The organism is Ehrlichia muris AS145 (assembly GCF_000508225.1).
GTDB classification, from domain to species: Bacteria; Pseudomonadota; Alphaproteobacteria; order Rickettsiales; family Anaplasmataceae; genus Ehrlichia; species Ehrlichia muris.
Genome location: NC_023063.1, coordinates 698,232 through 720,215, shown reverse-complemented (window position 1 = coordinate 720,215; position 21,984 = coordinate 698,232). Strand labels below are relative to the sequence as shown.

Below are 21,984 nucleotides of genomic sequence, written 5' to 3'. Positions count from 1 at the left end.
TTAAATGCTAGTGTAACTTTGTCTTTTAACATATCTTCTCATAAGTTTAATGATGATGTATAAATAGTTTAATGATGATGTATAAATCGTAGCTACTATTGTTAACCATTACTTACTAGTAATCTAGAATATAGTTGCTTTACATTGAAAATCCGTAAGCTCGAGCTTTTATATTTTATTGACATTATGTGGCTGATGTTAACAACTAGTATAATGTTGCTGCAAAAACATATTTAATGCTATAGCATATTATTTACTAAATTTTAGTATAACTTCGTTTTTTAACATATCTTCATAAGTTTAATGATGATGTATAAATCGTAGCTGCTATTGTTAACCATTACTTACTAGTAATCTAGAATATAGTTGCTTTACATTGAAAATCCGTAAGCTCGAGCTTTTATATTTTATTGACATTATGTGGCTGATGTTAACAACTAGTATAATGTTGCTGCAAAAACATATTTAATGCTATAGCATATTATTTACTAAATTTTAGTATAACTTCGTTTTTTAACATATCTTCATAAGTTTAATGATGATGTATAAATCGTAGCTGCTATTGTTAACCATTACTTACTAGTAATCTAGAATATAGTTGCTTTACATTGAAAATCCGTAAGCTCGAGCTTTTATATTTTATTGACATTATGGTGGCTGATGTTAACAACTAGTATAATGTTGCTGCAAAAACATATTTAATGCTATAGCATATTATTTACTAAATTTTAGTATAACTTCGTTTTTTAACATATCTTCATAAGTTTGACGGTGGCGTATAACGTTATAGCTACTATTGTTAACCATTACTTCAGGTACTAGTAATCTGGAATTATAGTTGCTTGACATTGAAGACCCATAAGCTCCGGTTGTGCATATTACTACTATTTCTCCCTTTTGTAAGTTGTTTATATGGTAATTATATGCAAAAGTATCATCAGATTCACATATAGGACCTACTATGTCGTATGATTGCAATTGTGTTGATGTTGAAGAAACTGCTGGTATTATTGTGTGCTCAGCATCATATAGTGCTGGACGCATTAGATCATTCATTCCTGCATCTAGTATAATGTGATTTTTTTCCTGATTATTTTTACGGTATAGTACTTTGGTTAGTAGTACACCAGTATCTCCTACTAGTGCTCTGCCAGGCTCACATATGATTTGGTAATTTTCATTTTCAAAATTCTGTGTTAGTAAGTTTCCATATTCTTGAATTGTCGGAAAAACATCAGAACTTTTATATGGTATTCCAAGTCCACCACCAAGGTCAACCCTTATTATTTGAATATTACGTTGCTTGAATATTTTTATGATTTTTTTGATTTTATCAATTGTATTTTGGAATATATGTAGATTGGAAATTTGTGAACCTATGTGTACAGATATTCCTATAATTCTGATACCAATAAGGTCTTTGTTTAGGATTTGATCAATTAGTTCTTCTGGTATTCCAAATTTATTAACTTTTAATCCTGTAGTAATTTTATTGTGTGTATCTGCACTAATATTTGGATTAATTCTGATAGATACCGGTGCAATTATATTTTTCTGACATGCAATTGTATTAATAAGAGATAGTTCTTCAATAGATTCTATATTAAATTGTAATATTCTGTTATCTAGTGCGAAATTTATTTCTTGCTCAGTTTTTCCTACGCCAGAAAATACTATTTTATTTGGTGAAATTCCAGCTGCAATAGCACGACGTATTTCTCCCTCAGAAACTACATCTGCTCCTGCTCCAAGTGATCCCAATAAACTTAAAATAGATAAGTTAGAGTTCGACTTAACTGCATAGCATATGATAGAATTGTTAGGTAGGTTTTTTTGAAATTGTTTATAGTTGTTTTTTATTGCGTTTAGAGAATAGCAATAAACGGGAGTTCCAATGTTTTTTGCAATATCTAACACATTGACATTTTCTATGTTAAGTACGTTGTTTTTATAATGGAAGAATGGATGTGCAAGAAAAATCATGAGATACTCCAAATTTTTACTATTAAATTTATATAATATTGATAGATATCTATAACATAAACTTATAATAACTCTATTGAAAATTAAAAAGTTGTTGCTTGTAAGAAATAGTACTACGAGATAATACAATAATAATGTAGTAAATCTTATGTAGTATATAAGAGATAATATATATTATTTAGTATGACTATAAGCTGTTAATATAGTTGCGTAAGTAGGAAGATAAGAATAATAGTAATACTTAAATACAACTATGGCATTGAAATGTGTTAAATTAGTGTTTATAAAAGACATTTTTTGTACTGACATGAGAAAAATTGAGATGGTTAAACGATTTACCTGAATAATATTACAAATGAATCTAATTTTTTTGAGTATTGTTACTATAAAGTTGATACCTATAATACGTGTAAATTTGTGAACTATATGTAATACGTATAAAAATACCTCTAGTTTTGAACTAAATTATAAGTATTTGATCAAACATATTTTTTTATATTCTTAGTTTATTAACTTATAATCCTATTGCAATTTAATTATTATGTAGCTACTGAAGCGAAATATAAGAATTTTTATGCTTGATACTTATAGTGGTATGAACATCTATAAAAATGTGTAAAAATTTATATGTTGTTTTATTACGTATTATATAACTATAAAATGATTATCGATTAACTCAATTGTTCCAATTCGTTGATTAGTGTTTGTATGTCATTGGGGATATCAGAATGAAATTCTATATATGTATTTTTTGTGGGATGGATAAACCCTAATTTATATGCGTGAAGGGCTTGTCGTTTTAATGTGTTAATAATAGTGCTTTGTTTGGCATATTTTATACTTTTGCTATTGTTTTTGCCGTATTTTTGATCACCTATTATAGAGTTTCCTATATGGCTCATATGTACACGTATTTGATGTGTTCTTCCTGTATATATTCTACATTTTATTAAACTTGCTATATTACTGAAGCTTTTTTGAGTTTGATATTCAGTTATAGCTAATTTTCCTTTATGTGGTAGATCTGTAACAGACATCATTTGTCTGTTATTAGGTTTCATACAAATATAGTTTTTGATGGTGTTATTCTGAGGATTAGGAGATCCCCATACTACTGCTAAATATTCTTTTTTTATTTGTTTTTTGAGTAGTAGATCAGATAAAAAATAATATGATTTTTCGTTTTTTGCAATGACCATTAGTCCACTAGTGTCCTTATCTAATCTATGAATTATTCCTGGTCTTGTTGCTTTCCCTACATGACTTAAACTGTTGCCATAGTGTGCAACTAGTGCATTAACTAATGTATTATTGCTTGTTCCTGCTCCTGGATGTACAGTTATTCCAGGGGTTTTGTTTATTATTATTATGTCATGGTCTTCATATAATACTGAAATTGGTATGGAGTGGTTGGGAGTGATTGTATCACTGACTTCTTTTATAGGTATATTTATACTATAAATGTCGTTTACTTTTGTTATATGATTATTATCTTTTACTATGCTGTCAAACAGACAGATTCTATTATCTTTTATTAATTGTTGTACTTGATTACGAGATATGTTTAATTTGCTTGCTATGAATTTATCTAATCTGTTATTTTCATCTCCGCTTTTAATAAAAATTTTTTTCTCTAGCATGTTTATAGTTTATAATTTGTGCCTAGGTAATATACTGTAATCACTAATTATAGTCAAAACAGTGAAATATTGCTTGTAGTATAGTTGTATATAAGTAGAATTTTAGACTATCTTTATATATAAATAAAGGGATTGCCTTTTAACTAAGAGTATTTAGGATAATGATAAAAAAAATATTAATAGCAAACAGAGGTGAAATTGCATGTAGGGTTATGAGGACTGCTCGTAAAATGGGAATATCTTGTGTTGCTGTGTATTCAGATGCAGATATATATTCCTTACATGTTTTATCTGCTGAAGAAGCAATAAATATTGGCCCTGCTCCAGTGAATCAGAGTTATTTAAATATGGAGAAAATTTGTGAAGTCGCGCATAATGCAGGTGTAGATGCTGTGCATCCTGGATATGGATTTCTATCTGAGAATGCTGATTTTCCTGAAAAGTTGGAGCAATACAATATCGCTTTCATTGGGCCAAGTGCTGCTTCGATAAGAATGATGGCTGATAAAATTACTTCTAAAAAAATAGCTGAATCTGCAAAAGTTAATATCATTCCTGGATATATGGGAATAGTTGACTCTGTTGATGAAGCAAGAAAAATAGCTGAATCTATAGGGTTTCCAGTAATGATAAAAGCTACTGCTGGGGGTGGTGGTAAAGGTATGAGAATTGTGAAATCAAGTGAGGAAATAGCACAGGCTTTTAATTCTGCAACAAATGAGGCAGCAAAAAATTTTAGGGATGGTAGAATTTTTATAGAAAAGTATATTGAGTTACCAAGGCATATTGAAATACAAATTATAGCTGATAAGCATGGGAATATTGTTTGTTTAGGTGAAAGGGAGTGTTCTATACAACGACATAACCAAAAAGTGATTGAGGAGACACCTAGTCCATTCCTTGATGAAAAAACAAGGAAAAAAATGTATCAGCAATGTGTCAATCTAGCAAGAAAAGTTGAGTATTATTCTGCTGGTACTATTGAATTTATAGTTGATCAAAATAAGCAATTTTATTTTTTAGAAATGAATACTAGGTTACAGGTTGAACATCCTGTTACAGAGCTTGTCACTGGTATTGATATTGTAGAAGAAATGATTCGAATTGCTAGTGGTGAAAAATTAAGATTTACTCAACGAGATGTGAAGTTTACTGGTTCAGCAATAGAAGCTAGAGTTTATGCGGAAGATCCTACTAAGAATTTTTTACCTTCTAGTGGGAGAATTGTTTATTATTCTGCTCCTGTACCTAATGATAATTTACGCATTGATAGTGGGGTATTTGAAGGGGCAGAAGTTAGTATGTTTTATGACCCTATGATTGCTAAAGTTTGTACTTATGGCCAAAATAGGGATGAAGCAGTGAGTTTTATGCAACGATATTTAAATGAATTCTATATCAGTGGTATTGCTAATAATATAGATTTTTTATTGTCTGTATTTCATCATCCTACGTTTATATCTGCAAATATTAATACAAAATTTATTGAACAATTTTATTTTGATGGGTTTCAAGGAGATTCTTTGACGGGGGCTTGCATTAAGCTTTTTATTTTAACTTCATTGTGTATATTTTTTCAAGATGAATATGGTAACTACGGAGCTGAATTACATGAAAGTAAAGAGTTGATTGTTTGTATTGATAATCAAAAATATTCAATTAATGCTAAGTATGAAAGTGGTAAAATTTTAGCAATTTATGATCAGTGTGAATATTTAATTTCAGCTACATGGAATGTAAATTTTAAAATATTACAGGTGCAAATTAATAATGGAGAAGTATTTCATGTAAAAGTTGATAGTAGATTTAATAAGTATAAGCTTAGATATTCTGCTATGAGTGCTTTATGTGCAGTATATAGACCTTGTGTATCTAATCTACTTCCTATAATGCCTCAAATTAGTGCAGAAGAGTTATATTGTAATAATGTGTGTTCTCCTATTTCTGGTATGATTATTAAAATTTATGTTAAACAAGGAGAAGAAGTTCACCCAGGGCAACCTTTGTTAGTTATTGAAGCTATGAAAATGGAGAATGTGATATACTCAGATGTAAAATCAGTTGTTAAATCTGTATTATTCTCAGAAGGAAGCAGCATAGCTGCTGGTGATGTTATTATAGAGTTTGAGTAATTTTAATAAGATCTATTCTGTTATGTAGAGTACTATTACATCTTAAATTGATCTAAGTTTTAATAAATTTGTATATATAAATTATTATTATGCATAAAATATGACTATGCATTTCTTTCAAAGAATAGATTGTTATATCTTTAGTCTAAATGAAATACTTGAAATATGTTGCAAGATAACATCCTGCATTATCCTGTGGTTATATCTAATGTGTTTAGGTAATATATGTTATTAAATGATATATATAAAGGTCAATCATTAACTGAGTTTCTTAGCTCTCTAATTCAAGAAGATAACATAATGATGGAAGATCACTTTTTATGTATTTATGTAATGTATAAAAATGATAGTGAAAAGGAGAAAATTTTAAAATTTTTACCTCGTGATATTATAGAGGAAGATCTAGTAAATTGTAAATTTACAATAAGAAAATCAGATTTGATTTCTTTAAAGGCAAAATTTCGTAATCCATTTCGTTCAGCAGTTGATGGTAATGAATATAATGTTAGATTGATGATGTACTTAGTATTTGAAGCAACAGATCTTTGGGAAACACACTGTTGTGATATTTATAATACTATAAAAAGTCCTTATCAACATGATCAGCGTGGAAGAGGTGATTTTTTTCTACAATTAGTAGATTGTGTATTTAAAAGTGAAGGATGTCCTGGGAGAATGAATGAAGATTGTATAATAGATCTAATGCCTTTATGTTTTCCAAATCCGGAATTATTAAAAAATAAATTATATATATATTATCAGGGTCACTATGGTGTTTTTTTGTCTAGTACAAAAGATTATAGAGATAGCATTTTATTTAAAGTAGTTAATAAAAAATTGCAAATGCTGGAATTAGAAAGCACTAAACTATCTGATGATAGTGTGCTGTTAAAAGTATTGGATCAGAAAAAGTGCTTAGAAAATTTTATTGATTGTCTATCACAGTCAAAGCTTGGAAATCTCTTAATCATACCATTCTATGTATTTCAAGGCATGTTAAATGTTTTAGCAAGTGATCAGGGAATAATCAAAGAAATTGAAAGTTTATTAAGAGAGCGTCAGCTATATCATATGGTTAGCTATATTGCTTATAAGTTTTTTCAAGACAAGAAACTATCTTGTATTAATTTATCTAGAAAAGGGTTAGAGGAAGCACATAATGCATATTGTGAATTATATGGAAATAATTTACCAGAAGATAATTTAGCAATAGAAGATGCTATATCTAGTTTACAAAATGTGAAATTGAATATTACAGCAAATCTTGATTTTTTTATTAAGATGAATGGTAATAATGGAATTTTACATGCTCAACAGTATTTCAGAGGGTTAACTGCACTTATAGAATCAGAAATTAATTTTTTGGAGAAATTCAAAGATGTTTTAATGCTAGAAGATTTAGAATTTTTTTTTAAAGTTACTTGTAAAGATACACACGATGATATTAATCGATTGCTCGCTGTTTATGATTTTTTCATACAAAAGAAAATTGTTAACAGAAATGCAATATTGAAATTCACAAAAAAAGAACTCTTAGAGTTAGCAGAATATGCAAACAGCAGGGTACTTTTATTGAAAGAAATTGTAAGATATATGAACCATAATGTAAAAATAGGTAGTGTCAACAAAAGTTTCCTTACTCAAAGAGTAATTAATTTTATAATAAGTAATCACCCAATATTAAGTACGCAATTACTAAAGAATGGGCAACTAATATCATCTATAGATTTTTCTAGGTTACTTAATTCAATAGAATATGTTAATGGGAAGTGGATAATAAAAGAAGGAGAAAACAATAAATGGTTTGTACACCAGTTAAAATTACATCCTCTAATGGATTATTTAGACATAGACATAAATTATTTCAATGTTCCTAATGAATTGTGGGATAAGGAGCTAAATTATAATAGATTCCTCAGTATTTTACAGTGTATTGTGAGAAGTAATTATACAGATGAAAAATTTATTTGTGATATTAAAGTTAGTAAATTTTTAAGAGTGTTACAAATTTTATATAAGGCATCACATTTTATACCATTTTCTTCTTTATGGCGTTATTATGTTAATCCTAGCCGTTATCGTACTACACCAGGTTATGTAGGGGATAATGTTAAGGAAAAATTGTATACACGGAATAAGAAAATTCCTATTACGTCATTTTCAAGTAAAATTATAAAAGATCTCAAATTATGTAATTCTAAAGAAAGATTTATTCAGAGTTATTATGAAGCTAAATTTTTAAAGAAAAAAATCCGTAAAGACAATAATATAGCAGGTACTTTTGAGAAATTGAAAATAACATTACTATCTAATAAATTTATAGCTTATGTATTTTTTGGTATTATTTTCATTATTATGCTGGTAAGTGCAATTGTTGGTAGGATACTGACGCATTTTAATATTCTGCCTGGTATTGTTATTAGTAAACTTATTGATGGAATGCAGGGAATATTTGATACATTATTTGTAGTAGCAGGATTAGATACTGTGGTAGATAAGGCGTTAATTTTAATTTTAGATATTGCGGGTATTGTTGTTAGAGTACTTGATTTTATTCTTTTATGTGGTTTGTTCTCAGAATGTATAAGATTTATTATGAAATTAATATATTTAGTAGGTGAGTATGTTTATAAGATATGTAGCAATATTTATCAATCATTGAAAGTTTATGGATTTAAAGATTCATGTGTTATTTTATTAAGCAAGATTTGGTTTTTTGAACAAAGAGAGTCTGAAACCTATCAACAACAAAAAGGATTTTATGAACAGAAATTTGATATTAATAGTGGTCTGATTGAAGGATTAGATCAGATATATGGCAGAGCTAATGTCAGTGATGGTCTATTATCACGTATTAGTAGTATGACACAGGAATTGTCATCATACATTGATCAAATTTTATGTAATGGAAAGCCAAAACCTGAGTTTTTATTAAAAGAGTTTGAATGTCATACCTCTCAGTTGCCTCAAGATATGGTAAATAATGTCAATTATATCAAGTTAAAATATGAATTTTCGTATTTATTGAATAATTATACAGAAAAAATCGGCTACTTTAATAGTACAGCTAGATTAAGTATTTTAAATGATTTTCAAAAAAGAACACAACTTCATGACAAGATTACTGCTGTTAATTTACAGACTAGATATTTCCAGAAAGATTCATGTATTAAGATATATAATGGAGAAGATGTAAAGTATATATTTGCTAGAGTAAATACCATAGGTAATCCTATAAAAGTGGAATTGCTGGATGCAAAAATTGCATCGTTGAAATGGGCAATACATATGTTGGACGTTCATGATGTTTATAACATCAAAGATAAATCAGAATCGGTATTTTTAAATACTAGAATAGAGCATAGTATTACGGTAATGCTTTATGATTGTGTATTAAGGTTAGAAAATTATAGAAAACAGCTGCAATTTGGTAAATTAATTTCTAAGGAGCTTATAGATACTGATATTGATAGTAACTTCTCTCCATATATAAGGGATGTATGTTATATTTTACAATCATTAGATGATAATAAAATGCTTCATGGTCAGACGACAAGCATGAAAATATTTTTTGATAACTTTTTCAATTCTAATAATTTGTTGTTGAAAAAACCTTCAGATCAGGCTAAAGATTTAGCTGATTATATTAAGATTGATAAGGGAATAATATCTTGTATTGCTCGTTTCAAAAAGTCCGTTTGTAAATTTATTGAATATTTGCGAGATCCAAAGGGTATTGCTATATCTTTTATATTATATTATTTACTTCGTTTTACAAATTCAATCACTCTGCTCAGTGTTGCTGATTATATTACACAGATAACAGATCATGCACTAGATATGGTAATGTTAGATGGATTATATGAGTATTTTACTTGCACTGACTTTGGAAGGTTGTTGTTAGTTGAGTTTTATCAAAGGGGTATTTTATTTAAAGATATAATGTTTATGTGTTCTGAATTTGAGATAGGACTATTATGTAATAATGTACAAGCAGTTCAATGTAGTTTGCACTGTCAAGATATTAATTATTTTATATATTCATCTTCTTTTCATAAAGTAAATCTTGCCCAGAAAAGGGTATCAAAACTGATCAATGGATTTGTAGAAATTTTGTGTGAAGGGTTATTTATAAAGGGAATACAGAAAGTTATCAACTGTTGTTCCAAAAAGAAAGTTATATACAATATTCAGTATTTTATATTACGTGAGAATATGGTATCGAATTCAATGTTATTTAATGTAAAGTGTATATCTGACAATTGTTGTTCTACTGATATGGAAGAGTTGAATTTGGTACAAAAAATGAATTGTAGTGATCAAAAAAGGGAGTTATTTCTTGGTAAGGTAGACCATATTTTGAAACTAAGTATTGATCGTTGATTTATATTTCAGTAGTCAAGTAGTCCATTTTCTTGAGATATGAATGGTATGTTTTTATGATGAATGATGAGAATTATGACGCAAAATCAAATAATTTCAATGGATGCAACAAAGAAAATGAAGATCATAATAATGTAGTCAGTAGCATTCTTTGTAATGTGGAGGCATTGACATTTAATATTGGTGAAGAAGATGATTTTAAGGCTCTTGGGAGAATTAAGTTAGAAGATTTGGAAATTAAGGAATCTGTTTTAGAGCTTGAGGGAGAGTTTCATAAATTTATTGTAGAACAAACTGGAGAATATAGTGAAGTTGTACAAGTTCATGAATATGATCATGATATGCCTACAAGTAAAATTGAGAATTTTGAGATAGAAGAATCTTTATTACAAAAAATATTAGATTTCTTTAGTAAGTTATGTCAGGAAAGTGAGGACTGTGTAGATATTAATTATGAACTTGATCCTTTGAGACGTAAAAAGAAAAAGAAAAGGTTCATATTAGAATCCATTATAGAGTTCTTAAAAAAGTTTTTACGTAATGGCCGATCTCTTGATCTTAAAGAATTATTAGATACGCAGATTTTAGAATTACAAGAGGATTTAATAAATGAGTTAGATACTGAGCGAAGAGAATTGTTACAACAAAGGTTAATGCTTCTTACAGAACTAAGAGCTCAAATGATGCAATTTGGTATTGGTTCTAATCTACTTTTTCGCTTTTTTTTAATTGTGAGTTTTATCAGCTCTCTTATTGGGATACAACAAGATATTTCTACTGCTCAGCAAAACGTTAGGTCATTAAAAGTAGCGGGATTATTTGTACAAAAGAAGGATGAGAAAGCTTTTTATGATGTGGCTATTAATTCTCAAATGCTTGTTATAGCTGATCCTACAAATGTCTTTGTAAATGGTTATGCACCAGGTGTTTTTTATGGCAAGATAAATGAGATATCTTATAAGTTGCATAATCAGTGTCTTTTTATCAGAGATATATCATCTCAGTCAATGTACAGGTACCAAGAAGGAGGGTTTTTTGCTGTAGCTGCCATAATACAGACAATAGATATGGTTTTTCAGAGGGTAGTAAATCTTGTTAAACAAGCTGTTAATAAGTTGAATGTTTTTGAGCGCTCTAGAGACGCATTTGATGTTTCTAATGGTGTTAAACAATCTGTGAATATTGCAACTCATCTTCAGATGGTACATGTGAATTTTACTCAGGATGTTGTTACTAATTCTCAACACATTACTGGTCGTTTATCATACATGGATTATCATTGTGAGTTAAAATTTTCATGTTTTGGGATTCATAATAATAGCTATCTAAGCGATATAAATGTGGAGCAATGTAGTGTTCAGAATACTGTATGTAATGTCTCTCGCAGTTGTTAATTACATTTATTATCATGTTACAAGATATTTATTGATAGTGACTTATGTTTTAGTTGTTGATGTTTTAATTATGGTGATTAGTAATATTTTTATAATTTAAAATTTGTAATAATAGCTATCTAAACAATATAAATGTAGAGCAGCGTAGTGTTCAGAATACTGTATGTAATGTCTCTCGCAGTTGTTAATTACATTTATTATCATATTACAAGATATTTATTGATAGTGACTTATGTTTTAGTTGTTGATGTTTTAATTATGGTGATTAGTAATATTTTATAATTTAAAATTTGTAATAATAGCTATCTAAACAATATAAATGTAGAGCAGCGTAGTGTTCAGAATACTGTATGTAATGTCTCTCGCAGTTGTTAATTACATTTATTATCATATTACAAGATATTTATTGATAGTGACTTATGTTTTAGTTGTTGATGTTTTAATTATGGTGATTAGTAATATTTTATAATTTAAAATTTGTAATAATAGCTATCTAAACAATATAAATGTAGAGCAGCGTAGTGTTCAGAATACTGTATGTAATTTCTCTCGCAGTTGTTAATTACATTTGTTATCATATTATAAGATATTTATTGATAGTGACTTATGTTTTAGTTGTTGATGTTTTAATTATGGTGATTAGTAATATTTTATAATTTAAAATTTGTAATAATAGCTATCTAAACAATATAAATGTAGAGCAGCGTAGTGTTCAGAATACTGTATGTAATGTCTCTCGCAGTTGTTAATTACATTTATTATCATGTGTTATCATATTATAAGATATTTATTGATAGTGACTTATGTTTTAGTTGTTGATGTTTTAATTATGGTGATTAGTAATATTTTATAATTTAAAATTTGTAATAGTAGCTATCTAAAAATATGAATGTCATGATGGTTAAAGTAGGTAATATTTCTAGTGATTAGGTATATTTCAATCGTATTACAAAGTAGTTATTTGGTATGAAAGGATAAAGAAGATTCTTACTTTTTTTGAATCTGCAATTTTGAGCAACTTACTTATGATGTGATAATTTTATGATTAATAATAGTACTTGATAAACTATAGATATTACACTTTCTTGACATAGGTGTTGCTGTTAGTTATACTCAAGAACGGGAATTTCTGAATTTTATTGTATGAGAAGTAAACCTGATTGGTTAAAAGTCAAGATGCCTACAGGGGATGCTTTTTATCAGATGCGTAATTTGATGAAGTTACGTAAATTAAACACTGTATGTGAAGAAGCAGCTTGTCCTAATATTGGTGAGTGTTGGAATAAGAAACATGCAACAGTAATGATTTTGGGTTCTACGTGTACTAGAGCATGTGCGTTTTGTAATGTTGCATCTGGAATTCCAGATAAGTTAGATCCTCATGAACCTCAAAACTTGGCTATGGCTATCAGTTCACTTAAACTTCGGCATGTTGTTATTACATCTGTAGATAGAGATGATTTGGCAGATGGTGGAGCTGGACATTTTGTAGAGTGTATAGAAGAAATACGAAAGAAAGATCAGAATGTTACTATTGAAATATTAACTCCAGATTTTTTGAATAAACATGGTGCAATTGATAAAATTGCTGAAGCAGCTCCTGATGTATACAATCATAATATAGAAACTGTGCCAAGATTGTATGCAAGGATTAGGCCAAGAGCACGTTATTTTCATTCTCTTTACTTGCTTAAAACAGTTAAATATAAAAACCCTAAAATATTCACTAAATCTGGAATAATGGTAGGTTTGGGTGAAACAAAAGAAGAAATATATCAAGTGATGAATGATTTAAGATCAGCAGATGTTGATTTTATAACAATTGGTCAATATTTACAACCTACTCCTAAACATGCTGCAATTGATAGGTATGTAACTCCTGAAGAGTTTGATCATTATAAGTATGTTGCATACTCTAAGGGATTTTTAATGGTTGCTTCAGGGCCTTTAGTTAGGTCCTCATATCATGCTGAAGAGGATTTTCAAAAATTAAAAGAGAATCGTGCTGCTGTGTTAATTAATTCTGAAAGCAAGTCAAATTAGGTATATATAATAAAATTTTATATTTTTTTATTAATTCCTTTATGAAGGTAGTATGAATCTTAGTATGATTATAGGTTTTGGGTTAAATTAATATTGGTAGGTGTAGCTTGTATAGTAGATCATTTCACGAAGTTTATATAATTAAGGAAAATAGTAGTATATATTAGGAATAAATTACTTTTTTTTATTAAATTAAGAGTATGAAATATTATGCTGATTGAAATGGATTTTTATTATATTACTAGAAAGTAAGAATGGTAGGTTAATAGAATCGTGGTATAAATAGGATTTAGGTGAGATATTATTAATATTTTTACAGAATTAAGCCGTTTTTACAATTGCATACGTTTAGTATGTTGTTTTATATAAACTCTTGTGAGATTTTTGATATATCTTCTTATAAGTTATTTCAGTATTGCACTTATAGCTCAGTGGATAGAGCGTTACCCTCCGGAGGTAAAGGTCGCAGGTTCAAATCCTGCTGAGTGCACTTATTTTTTTCACGTTGTTATTAAATGGTTTTGTCTTTTAATGATACAAAGTACTAATAATACTTTTGTTAAGGCTAGCTTACTTGCTAGTTTAAAAAATGAAATGATCGAATTTTTTCCTTATAAAAGTTACTATAAGATTTAAAATTAATAACATTAAGAGTAGGGCTACTATGGCAATAGCAGCTAATTGAATAAATTCAATATGTGGATTGCTTGCCCACATGTATATTTGTACAGGTAATACAGTTGTCGGATCAAGGAAATTTTTTGGGATATCAGCTATGAATGCGACCATCCCAATCATTATTAATGGAGAAGATTCACCTAAAATTCTTGCTATACTTAGAATAACACCTTGCATGATACCAGGTAATGCTATTGGAAATGAGTGATGTAAGATTACCTGCATATTTGATGATCCTAATGAGAAAGCTGCATCCTTCACAGATGATGGTACTGCTGTAAATGCTTGTTTGGTGGCTATTACCAGATTTGGTAGCATCATCAAAGATAGAGTCATTCCACCTATGAGTGCTGATGAACGTGGTATGTTAAAGATATTAATATATATTGCTAATCCTAAAATGCCAAATATGATTGATGGTACGGATGCAAGATTTGTTATACTGACCTCAATGATAGAAGATATTTTATTTTTTGGTATGAGCTCACTTAAACATATACCTGATGTAATACCTATGGGTAATGCAAATGTTAAACATATAATTATTGTAAACATGGATCCTATTAATGATCCAATGATACCAGTATTTTCAGGAGATCTAGAGTTATACTTTGTAAATAATGCATCATTAAAAGATACTTTTATTCTATTATTATCCTGTAATTTTGTAATAATTTTTTTATATATTGGATGATTTATATTTTTACTTTTGATAATTTTATTGAATGTAGTAGAAGATTTAAACCACAGATTAAATTTAGTAGCTTTTGGATTTTTGTATATAAAATCTGCTAAATTGTAATGTGCAGTATCATTTATTATACTATAAATAATTTTTTTATTTTCAGGATTTGAAAGATCTATAACATCTGAGAATGATTCTTCTAAAGATTGATGGATACAATCTATCAAATTACTTCTGAGTTTTAATTTGTCTTGTTGCTCTATAGCATCATTAGTGATTTTTATTGATAACAAAATTTTTGTTTGTGTTAATGCGTTATATCCATTGTTGACGATACTTCCTAAAATTATAAAAAGTACACCTAAAGAAGTAACCAGTGCAGTCATTGATAGGATTGATAAAATACGATCTTTCCTATTTTTTAAGGATATACGGGAAGCAATGTGACGATACTTTAGTAGTTTGCCTAATTTTTTTCGTATGTTCATGTTATTATAAATGTTAAACTTTACTATTATATATAGTTTTTAATTCTATCTATGATTTTTTCTTATTAAAAGTATTTTTATGTAAAATGGAAATATATTAATTTGGTATAAAATTGAATTTTAGTGTACTCAAATAAATATAGTGTAATATATATCATTATATACATTTTAACTTTGCATAGATTTTATGTAAGGTTGATATTCTTTTTATTTGTGTTTATTTTAAATAGAGGACATATGTTTACTTTACCAGAGCTTCCATATCAACAAAGTGATTTGATGCCATATTTGAGTCTTCAAATATTAGACTATCACTATAACAAACATCATCAGGGTTATGTTAATACTCTAAATACTCTTGTTGCAGATACAGATTTTAGCAAGTGTACTAATGAAGATTTACCTAAAATCATTGAAGTTACATCTGGGGATTTAGGGTCTAAATCTATATTTAATAATGCTGGTCAAGTATGGAATCATAATTTTTATTGGGAATCTATGAAGAAAAATGGTGGAGGACTTCCTACAGGAAAATTATTAGATAAAATAAATGAAGACTTTGGCAGTATGGATGATTTCAATAATGCTTTTATTAATGCTGGAAAAAGTCATTTTGGTAGTGGATGGGTATGGTTAGTTTTTGATATAGATGAGCAAAAACTTAAGATTCTATGTACTAGCAATGGTGATACACCTATTACACAGTATCCTGGAACACATCCTTTATTAACTATGGATGTATGGGAACATGCTTATTATTTAGATTATTTTAATGTACGTCAGAATTACATAGAAATTTTCTTACAGCATTTGGTTAACTGGGATTTTGCAGCTCAGAAATTTTTAGAAATTTAGTTTATTTCTTAGTGATAAATAATAAATTTGAATTACGTTTAAGATTTTAATGTAGTTTATTATTTTATAAAATTTTAGATATTTAGTATTATTTTATTGATTATTTAAATTATAGATATTACTTTGTTTTATATTAATAATGATACCTTTTTATTTTAAATTAAAAGGTATCGTTATTAAATTTATATAATGAGGTAATTCTGTTACACTTTTACCTCATCTAAAATAAATGTTAATGATTAATGGTTTGTTAAATTGTTGTTGCTACTTTTAACAATTAATGTGTGTTCTCTTTATAAGAGAAGTTTAATTAATAAAATTAGACACTACATTATATGAAACTGCAGTCAGTGTTTAGGATATATTTGGGTGGTGTTTTATTATGACAGGTACTGTTAAAGCAGATCAGTTATTTAAAGGATTAACTAGGCCTACTATGCTTTTTGGTGTTAGTTATATCTTTGCAATGTTAAATTTTATGATTTGTATAATGATATTTATGTATACTAATGATTTCAGAGCATTATTTATTTTAGGTCCAGGAATACATGGAATAGGTTTTTTAGCTTCGTCGAAAGAGCCATTATTTTTGGAGTTATTTATGCTTAAGATGAAGAAGTGTAGTAAATGTTTAAATAGATTTTATCATAATGCTAATTCTTATGATGTAATGTGATGTTAAAGTTTCAAAAATTGCAAACAAAAAAAAGAAAAATAATCAAAAGGGAATATCATGAGTCTAACTTTATTCCCTATAGTGAACATTGGAATTCTTCTACCTTAATGACAAAAGATGGGTCGATGCTTAAGGTTATTAAGTTGTCTGGCTATGCTTTTGAGACTGCAGATGATGAAGATTTGTCTATACAGAATTCCATACGTAATCAAATGTTGAGAAGCATATCTTCTGCATCTTTTGTTTTATATTTTCATGTAATTAGGCGTAGAAGAAATGCTTTTTCAGAAGGATTTGCTAATGATAAGGTATATAGTTCATTTGCAAATTACGTGAATGTGAAATGGAGAGAAAAGCATGCAACAAAACAATCTTTTACTAATGATTTATATATTACAATAGTCAGAGAAAATGGGAAGAAAGGAATAGAATTTTTATCTGGTATTTTTGGTAAATTTGGAAAGGTTGCATCGCAAGAATCATGGATGAAAGATTTACAAGCTGTCTCTGAAGATTTGGATGAGGTAACTAATCGTGTTTTGACAAGTTTGCGTAATTATATGCCTAGAGTTTTGAGTGTTAAAGAAACACCAACAGGGGTATTTTCTGAAATTCTGGAATTTTTGTCACAGATAGTAAATTGTGGATCTTTTCAACGTGTGTTATTTCATGCAGGGGATATATCGAAATATCTACCTATGCATAGGTTGTATTTTGGACATAAAGCAATACAAATAGTTACACATAATGGATCTAAGTATGCAGGATTAATTAGTTTAAAAGAGTATGGGCAGACAACATCTGCTGGTATGTTAGATGCATTTCTACAATTGCCTTATGAATTTATTATTACACAATCTTTTAAATTTACTAATAGGCAGAGTGCTATTACTAAGATGCAGATTCAACAGAATCGTATGATACAATCTGCAGATAAAGCAGTATCTCAGGTAGTAGAAATCACTCAAGCTTTGGATGACGCAATGAGTGGTAAAATTGCTTTTGGACAACATCATCTTACTATTTTATGTACAGAAAGAAGTATAAAAACTCTTGATAATGCATTGTCTTTAATAGAATCTGAGTTATCCAATTGTGGTGTATATCCGGTTAGAGAGAGAGTTAATCTAGAACCAGCATTTTGGGCTCAATTGCCAGGTAATTTCGAATATACAGTTCGTAAAGCTATAATAAGTACGTTAAATATGGCTGCTTTTGCATCTCAGCATAATTATCCTATTGGGAAGAAATTTAATAATCATTGGGGTGAGGCAGTAACAGTATTTGATACTACTTCTGGAACTCCCTTCTTTTTTAATTTTCATATTCGTGATGTTGGTCATACTGCAATTATAGGACCTACTGGTGGTGGTAAAACAGTATTAATGAATTTCTTATGTGCTCAGGCTATGAAGTTTTCACCAAGAATTTTCTTTTTTGATAAAGATTATGGTGCTGAAATTTTCATTAGGGCGCTAAGTGGGGTTTATATGGTTATAGAACCAAGAAATCCTACTGGGTTTAATCCTTTACATCTTGATGATACTCCAGATAATCGGACATTTTTAATGGAATGGATAAAATCTTTAATATCAGTATTTAATAGTAAGTTTACTTCTGAAGATATAACTCGTATTAATGATGCTATAGAAGGTAATTTTAAATTGAAAAAAGAACATAGAGTATTATCGAATTTAGTGCCATTTTTAGGATTAGACGGTCCTAATACTTTGGCAGGGTCTATATCTATGTGGCATGGTAAAGGATCTCATGCAGCAATATTTGACAATACAGAAGATTTATTGGATTTTAATAAGTCAAGAGTTTTTGGGTTTGAAATGGGTCATTTATTGAAAGATCCAGTATCTCTTGCTCCTGTATTGTTGTATTTATTTCATAGGATTAGTATTTCTTTGGATGGCACTCCATCTATTATTGTGTTAGATGAAGCATGGGCATTGATAGATAATCCAGTGTTTGCTCCAAAGATAAAAGATTGGTTAAAAGTTTTAAGAAAATTAAACACATTTGTGATTTTTGCTACTCAAAGTGTCGAAGATGCTAGTAAAAGTGCAATCAGTGATACTTTAGTACAACAAACTGCTACTCAAATATTTTTGCCCAATTTAAAAGCTACTAGTGCCTATAGGAATGTATTTATGTTAACTGAAAGAGAATATACTTTAATAAAGCATACGGATCCTAGTACGAGGTTTTTTCTAGTAAAACAAGGGGTAGGTGCAGTAGTTGCGAGGATTAATTTAAGTGGACTTGAAGATATAGTAAGTGTTTTGTCTGGCAGAGCAGATACAGTATTAATGTTACATGATTTAATAAAAGAAGTAGGAGATAACCCAAATGTTTGGTTACCTATATTTTATGAAAGAGTAAAGCATGTGTAACATTTAATAATTAATTGTTCTTTATAAAAGAGTTGATTATGCTGAAAGTTAGTAAGAGTGTAATATATATATTAATGTTATTTTTGATTAACGTTAATTTTATATATGCTAAATCTATATTGGCAGCAGAAGTTGAAAGCGAGAAGACAGCTATATATAGAACTACACTAGCCAGTAATCCTTTCTGTTCTAGAGTTAATGAGCATATGAAGTATATAGGACTTACTGGATTTACTGCTGGGTTTGCTCTGGTTATTGGTAGTATATTTTTTATTAATCCAGGAACTTGGCTTGTGGCATTAGGAATGTTTCTTACAGGGGTGGCGCTGATTGCTGTGGCGGTTGCTAAAGGAGCTGCATTTTTTGCTTGTAATTGGTCTTTTGTACGTCATCCAGTTATGCGTTTTGATAATAGTGATGCAAAGCAAGGTAGTGATCCTGAAGGTACTTATAAAGAATGTCAAGAGCCTACTGCAAATTATCAAAGTTGTGCAAATGGTGATTTTGCTTCAGAAGTAGAATATTTTACATGTCTTGTAACTGGTAAAAAAAATAGTAGCAATACTGTTGATTTAATGCGGGCAAAACAAAATGAACCTGTATGTGCGTCTCAGAAATTTGTAAAAGTGGATAAGTATTATTGGCCTAAAAATAGAATATCTAGTTCTAATTATATAGAAGTTTGTTATCGTAATCCAATAGGTGGTATTAATCCTATTAGTATAATTAAAAGAGCAGCAGAGGCTTCATCAGGAAATGTTACTGAGTTATTAAGAGCAGGAGATTATCCAAGAGAGGGTGATTATTCTACTGAAGAAATAAAAATCGCTAAGTATGCTATGCAGGGAAAAGTAGAGTGTGCGGTCTTACAATCTGGTCAAGAAAAAGTAATGCATACAATTACTTTTCAAGCTGTAGAAAAAGCAGATAAAATCTGTGTTTATGCTACTAAAGCTATAGGTGCTCCTTTATGGCCTCAAGTTGAGATTGGTTGTCATATGCGTCCTAGTGGACCACCAGTTGCAATGTGTGAAAAGTCTGTACCAGTTATGTCAGATGATAATAAGAGGATTGTAAGTTATGATAATTCTCAATGTTATAGTTGTTATATAGATCCTGCATGTAGAGGTGAAGTTGGTCCTTATGTAAAATCTACCTTTCCAATGACTTCAATAATAGTCTCTTGTATCAAAGGATCCCTGAACAATATATTAACTGGTAGATGTGGTCAAAATGGTAGCCAAAAAGCTGGTTTTTTAAAAGTTGCTCAGGATAAGTTGAAAAAGGCAGTAATGGCAGTTTTGGTATTAGCTTTAATATTATTTGCAATTAAAGCGGTATTAGGTGGAATACAAAGTCCAGCTGAATTATACATGCTCATAATTAAGTTTGCATTAGTGGTGTATTTCACTCAAGGATCTGCTATGTCACATTACTATGATCAAATAGTAAAGCTCTCCATAGGATTATCAGATATAGTATTACAAGCAGGTGGAGAACAAACTATATGTAATTATACTGGTCAGGATTATGATGCTCAATATCAGTATCTAGCTCCATGGGATAGGTTAGATTGTAAATTATTGTTTTATTTAGGGCAGCAATTAAATGGTGGATCTGCAACAATTGTTCTAGGGTTATTCTTAACTGCAGGACTTTTTTTTGCTAGTATGCTGTTTAATATGAAATTGATGTTATGTCTGATTGCAATTTTTGCAGTACTAATGCTTATATTTATTGTAATATGGTTAGTTTATATATTTTTGTTGTCACTAATTGCACTTACTATTTTAATCTTAATTTCTCCATTAATGATTCCTATGGTATTATTTCAAGCTACAAGGGGATTTTTTGATGGATGGATAAGGCAATTAATTGTTTATACATTGTATCCTGTAATACTTTTTGCTTTTCTAGCATTGTTGTTTACTGTCTTTGATAATTTGTATTTTGAAGATCTCAAGTTTGATAGGCAAGAAGTTCAGGTTTTGGGCCATAAAAGAATTACTTTTAAGTTGCGTGATCCAAAACAATGTGATGATTCAAAATATGATTATAATTTAGCATGTATGTTTGGAAATGTGCAATTTTTAACAAAACCTGCATTTTTTGGATTTAATGCTTATGCTCCTGATTTTAAACATGAAGCTGAAATGTTATGGATGAAATTGCTGATGATGGTATTAATAGGCTTTTTGTTTTATCATTTCTTATCATCTATTACTTACATAGCAGCTGAGCTTGCAGGTGATCCAAGAGCTGGTCATGTTGGTTCATCATTTAATCCAAAATCAATGATGAATTCTGCTATGAATGCAGCATCTAAAGTTCAAGGTAGTATAGGACAAAAAGCCAAAGATGCTATATCTGATAAATTGGGTAATCGTAAATCTGGTTCTGATGGAGGTAAAGATGAAGTTTCTGGAGGCAGTTCTAAAGGAGAAAAATGAAATTTTTGTAGGACTCTGTAAAAATTAACGAGGAAATACTTCTCTTGATAAGAATAATTTAGTGTTGCTTTTTGGTGTTAATTAATTATGCGTGAAAGGATTAAGTAAATATTTTTATTAAGAACGAATTTTGATTGTTCATGGAAATTTTATCAAGATATTTTATGTTGTTTTT

General features: G+C 29.1%; 11 protein-coding genes and 1 tRNA gene. 9 read left to right on the top strand and 3 right to left on the bottom strand.

The features are described from left to right. Positions 1 to 714: 714 nt before the first annotated feature. Positions 715 to 1,983, bottom strand: a complete 1,269-nt coding sequence (gene lysA, locus MR76_RS02710) for a diaminopimelate decarboxylase (protein ID WP_024072164.1) — start codon at positions 1,981 to 1,983, stop codon at positions 715 to 717. 671 nt (positions 1,984 to 2,654) lie between these two features. Beyond that, positions 2,655 to 3,623, bottom strand: coding sequence for an RluA family pseudouridine synthase (locus MR76_RS02705; protein WP_024072163.1), 969 nt, complete (start codon positions 3,621 to 3,623; stop codon positions 2,655 to 2,657). A gap of 161 nt (positions 3,624 to 3,784) precedes the next feature. On the opposite strand from MR76_RS02705, the gene MR76_RS02700 reads away from it, so the two are divergent. The 5 genes from MR76_RS02700 to MR76_RS02680 all read left to right on the top strand — a co-directional run bounded on the left by MR76_RS02700 (position 3,785) and on the right by MR76_RS02680 (position 14,065). Then, on the top strand, positions 3,785 to 5,755 hold the full coding sequence (locus tag MR76_RS02700; RefSeq protein ID WP_024072162.1) for an acetyl/propionyl/methylcrotonyl-CoA carboxylase subunit alpha: 1,971 nt from the start codon (positions 3,785 to 3,787) through the stop codon (positions 5,753 to 5,755). A 225-nt stretch (positions 5,756 to 5,980) separates the two neighbouring features. Beyond that, entirely contained in the window at positions 5,981 to 10,138 is a 4,158-nt protein-coding gene (locus MR76_RS02695) for a hypothetical protein (protein WP_024072161.1), read from the top strand. Between the two features lie 56 nt (positions 10,139 to 10,194). Continuing rightward, complete coding sequence (locus MR76_RS02690; RefSeq protein WP_024072160.1) at positions 10,195 to 11,532, top strand: hypothetical protein; 1,338 nt, start codon at positions 10,195 to 10,197, stop codon at positions 11,530 to 11,532. 1,143 nt (positions 11,533 to 12,675) lie between these two features. Beyond that, positions 12,676 to 13,575, top strand: a complete 900-nt coding sequence (lipA, locus tag MR76_RS02685) for a lipoyl synthase (protein WP_024072159.1) — start codon at positions 12,676 to 12,678, stop codon at positions 13,573 to 13,575. Between the two features lie 417 nt (positions 13,576 to 13,992). After that, positions 13,993 to 14,065: transfer RNA gene (locus MR76_RS02680), tRNA-Arg, on the top strand. Between the two features lie 92 nt (positions 14,066 to 14,157). Here the strand turns inward: MR76_RS02680 and MR76_RS02675 are convergent. Beyond that, positions 14,158 to 15,426, bottom strand: a complete 1,269-nt coding sequence (locus MR76_RS02675; protein WP_024072158.1) for a PstA family ABC transporter permease — start codon at positions 15,424 to 15,426, stop codon at positions 14,158 to 14,160. A gap of 237 nt (positions 15,427 to 15,663) precedes the next feature. Here MR76_RS02675 and MR76_RS02670 point away from each other — a divergent pair, with 237 nt between their 5' ends. The 4 genes from MR76_RS02670 (at position 15,664) to MR76_RS02655 (ending at position 21,809) form a co-directional block, all read left to right on the top strand. Further along, positions 15,664 to 16,281, top strand: a complete 618-nt coding sequence (locus MR76_RS02670) for a superoxide dismutase (protein WP_024072157.1) — start codon at positions 15,664 to 15,666, stop codon at positions 16,279 to 16,281. Between the two features lie 382 nt (positions 16,282 to 16,663). Then, complete coding sequence (locus tag MR76_RS02665) at positions 16,664 to 16,957, top strand: type IV secretion system protein VirB3 (protein ID WP_024072156.1); 294 nt, start codon at positions 16,664 to 16,666, stop codon at positions 16,955 to 16,957. Then, positions 16,957 to 19,359, top strand: coding sequence for a VirB4 family type IV secretion/conjugal transfer ATPase (locus tag MR76_RS02660; protein ID WP_024072155.1), 2,403 nt, complete (start codon positions 16,957 to 16,959; stop codon positions 19,357 to 19,359). Before MR76_RS02665 ends, MR76_RS02660 begins: the two co-directional genes overlap by 1 nt. 38 nt (positions 19,360 to 19,397) lie before the next feature. After that, a complete protein-coding gene (locus tag MR76_RS02655; protein ID WP_024072154.1) occupies positions 19,398 to 21,809 on the top strand; it encodes a TrbL/VirB6 family protein in 2,412 nt (803 codons plus the stop codon). Positions 21,810 to 21,984: the final 175 nt, after the last annotated feature.

Bases quoted from the DNA above. Each gene is read 5' to 3' on its own strand.
- lysA (WP_024072164.1), bottom strand. From the start codon at position 1,983: ATGATTTTTCTTGCACATCCATTCTTCCATTATAAAAACAACGTACTT.
- MR76_RS02705 (WP_024072163.1), bottom strand. From the start codon at position 3,623: ATGCTAGAGAAAAAAATTTTTATTAAAAGCGGAGATGAAAATAACAGA.
- MR76_RS02700 (WP_024072162.1), top strand. From the start codon at position 3,785: ATGATAAAAAAAATATTAATAGCAAACAGAGGTGAAATTGCATGTAGG.
- MR76_RS02695 (WP_024072161.1), top strand. From the start codon at position 5,981: ATGTTATTAAATGATATATATAAAGGTCAATCATTAACTGAGTTTCTT.
- MR76_RS02690 (WP_024072160.1), top strand. From the start codon at position 10,195: ATGATGAATGATGAGAATTATGACGCAAAATCAAATAATTTCAATGGA.
- lipA (WP_024072159.1), top strand. From the start codon at position 12,676: ATGAGAAGTAAACCTGATTGGTTAAAAGTCAAGATGCCTACAGGGGAT.
- MR76_RS02675 (WP_024072158.1), bottom strand. From the start codon at position 15,426: ATGAACATACGAAAAAAATTAGGCAAACTACTAAAGTATCGTCACATT.
- MR76_RS02670 (WP_024072157.1), top strand. From the start codon at position 15,664: ATGTTTACTTTACCAGAGCTTCCATATCAACAAAGTGATTTGATGCCA.
- MR76_RS02665 (WP_024072156.1), top strand. From the start codon at position 16,664: ATGACAGGTACTGTTAAAGCAGATCAGTTATTTAAAGGATTAACTAGG.
- MR76_RS02660 (WP_024072155.1), top strand. From the start codon at position 16,957: ATGTTAAAGTTTCAAAAATTGCAAACAAAAAAAAGAAAAATAATCAAA.
- MR76_RS02655 (WP_024072154.1), top strand. From the start codon at position 19,398: ATGCTGAAAGTTAGTAAGAGTGTAATATATATATTAATGTTATTTTTG.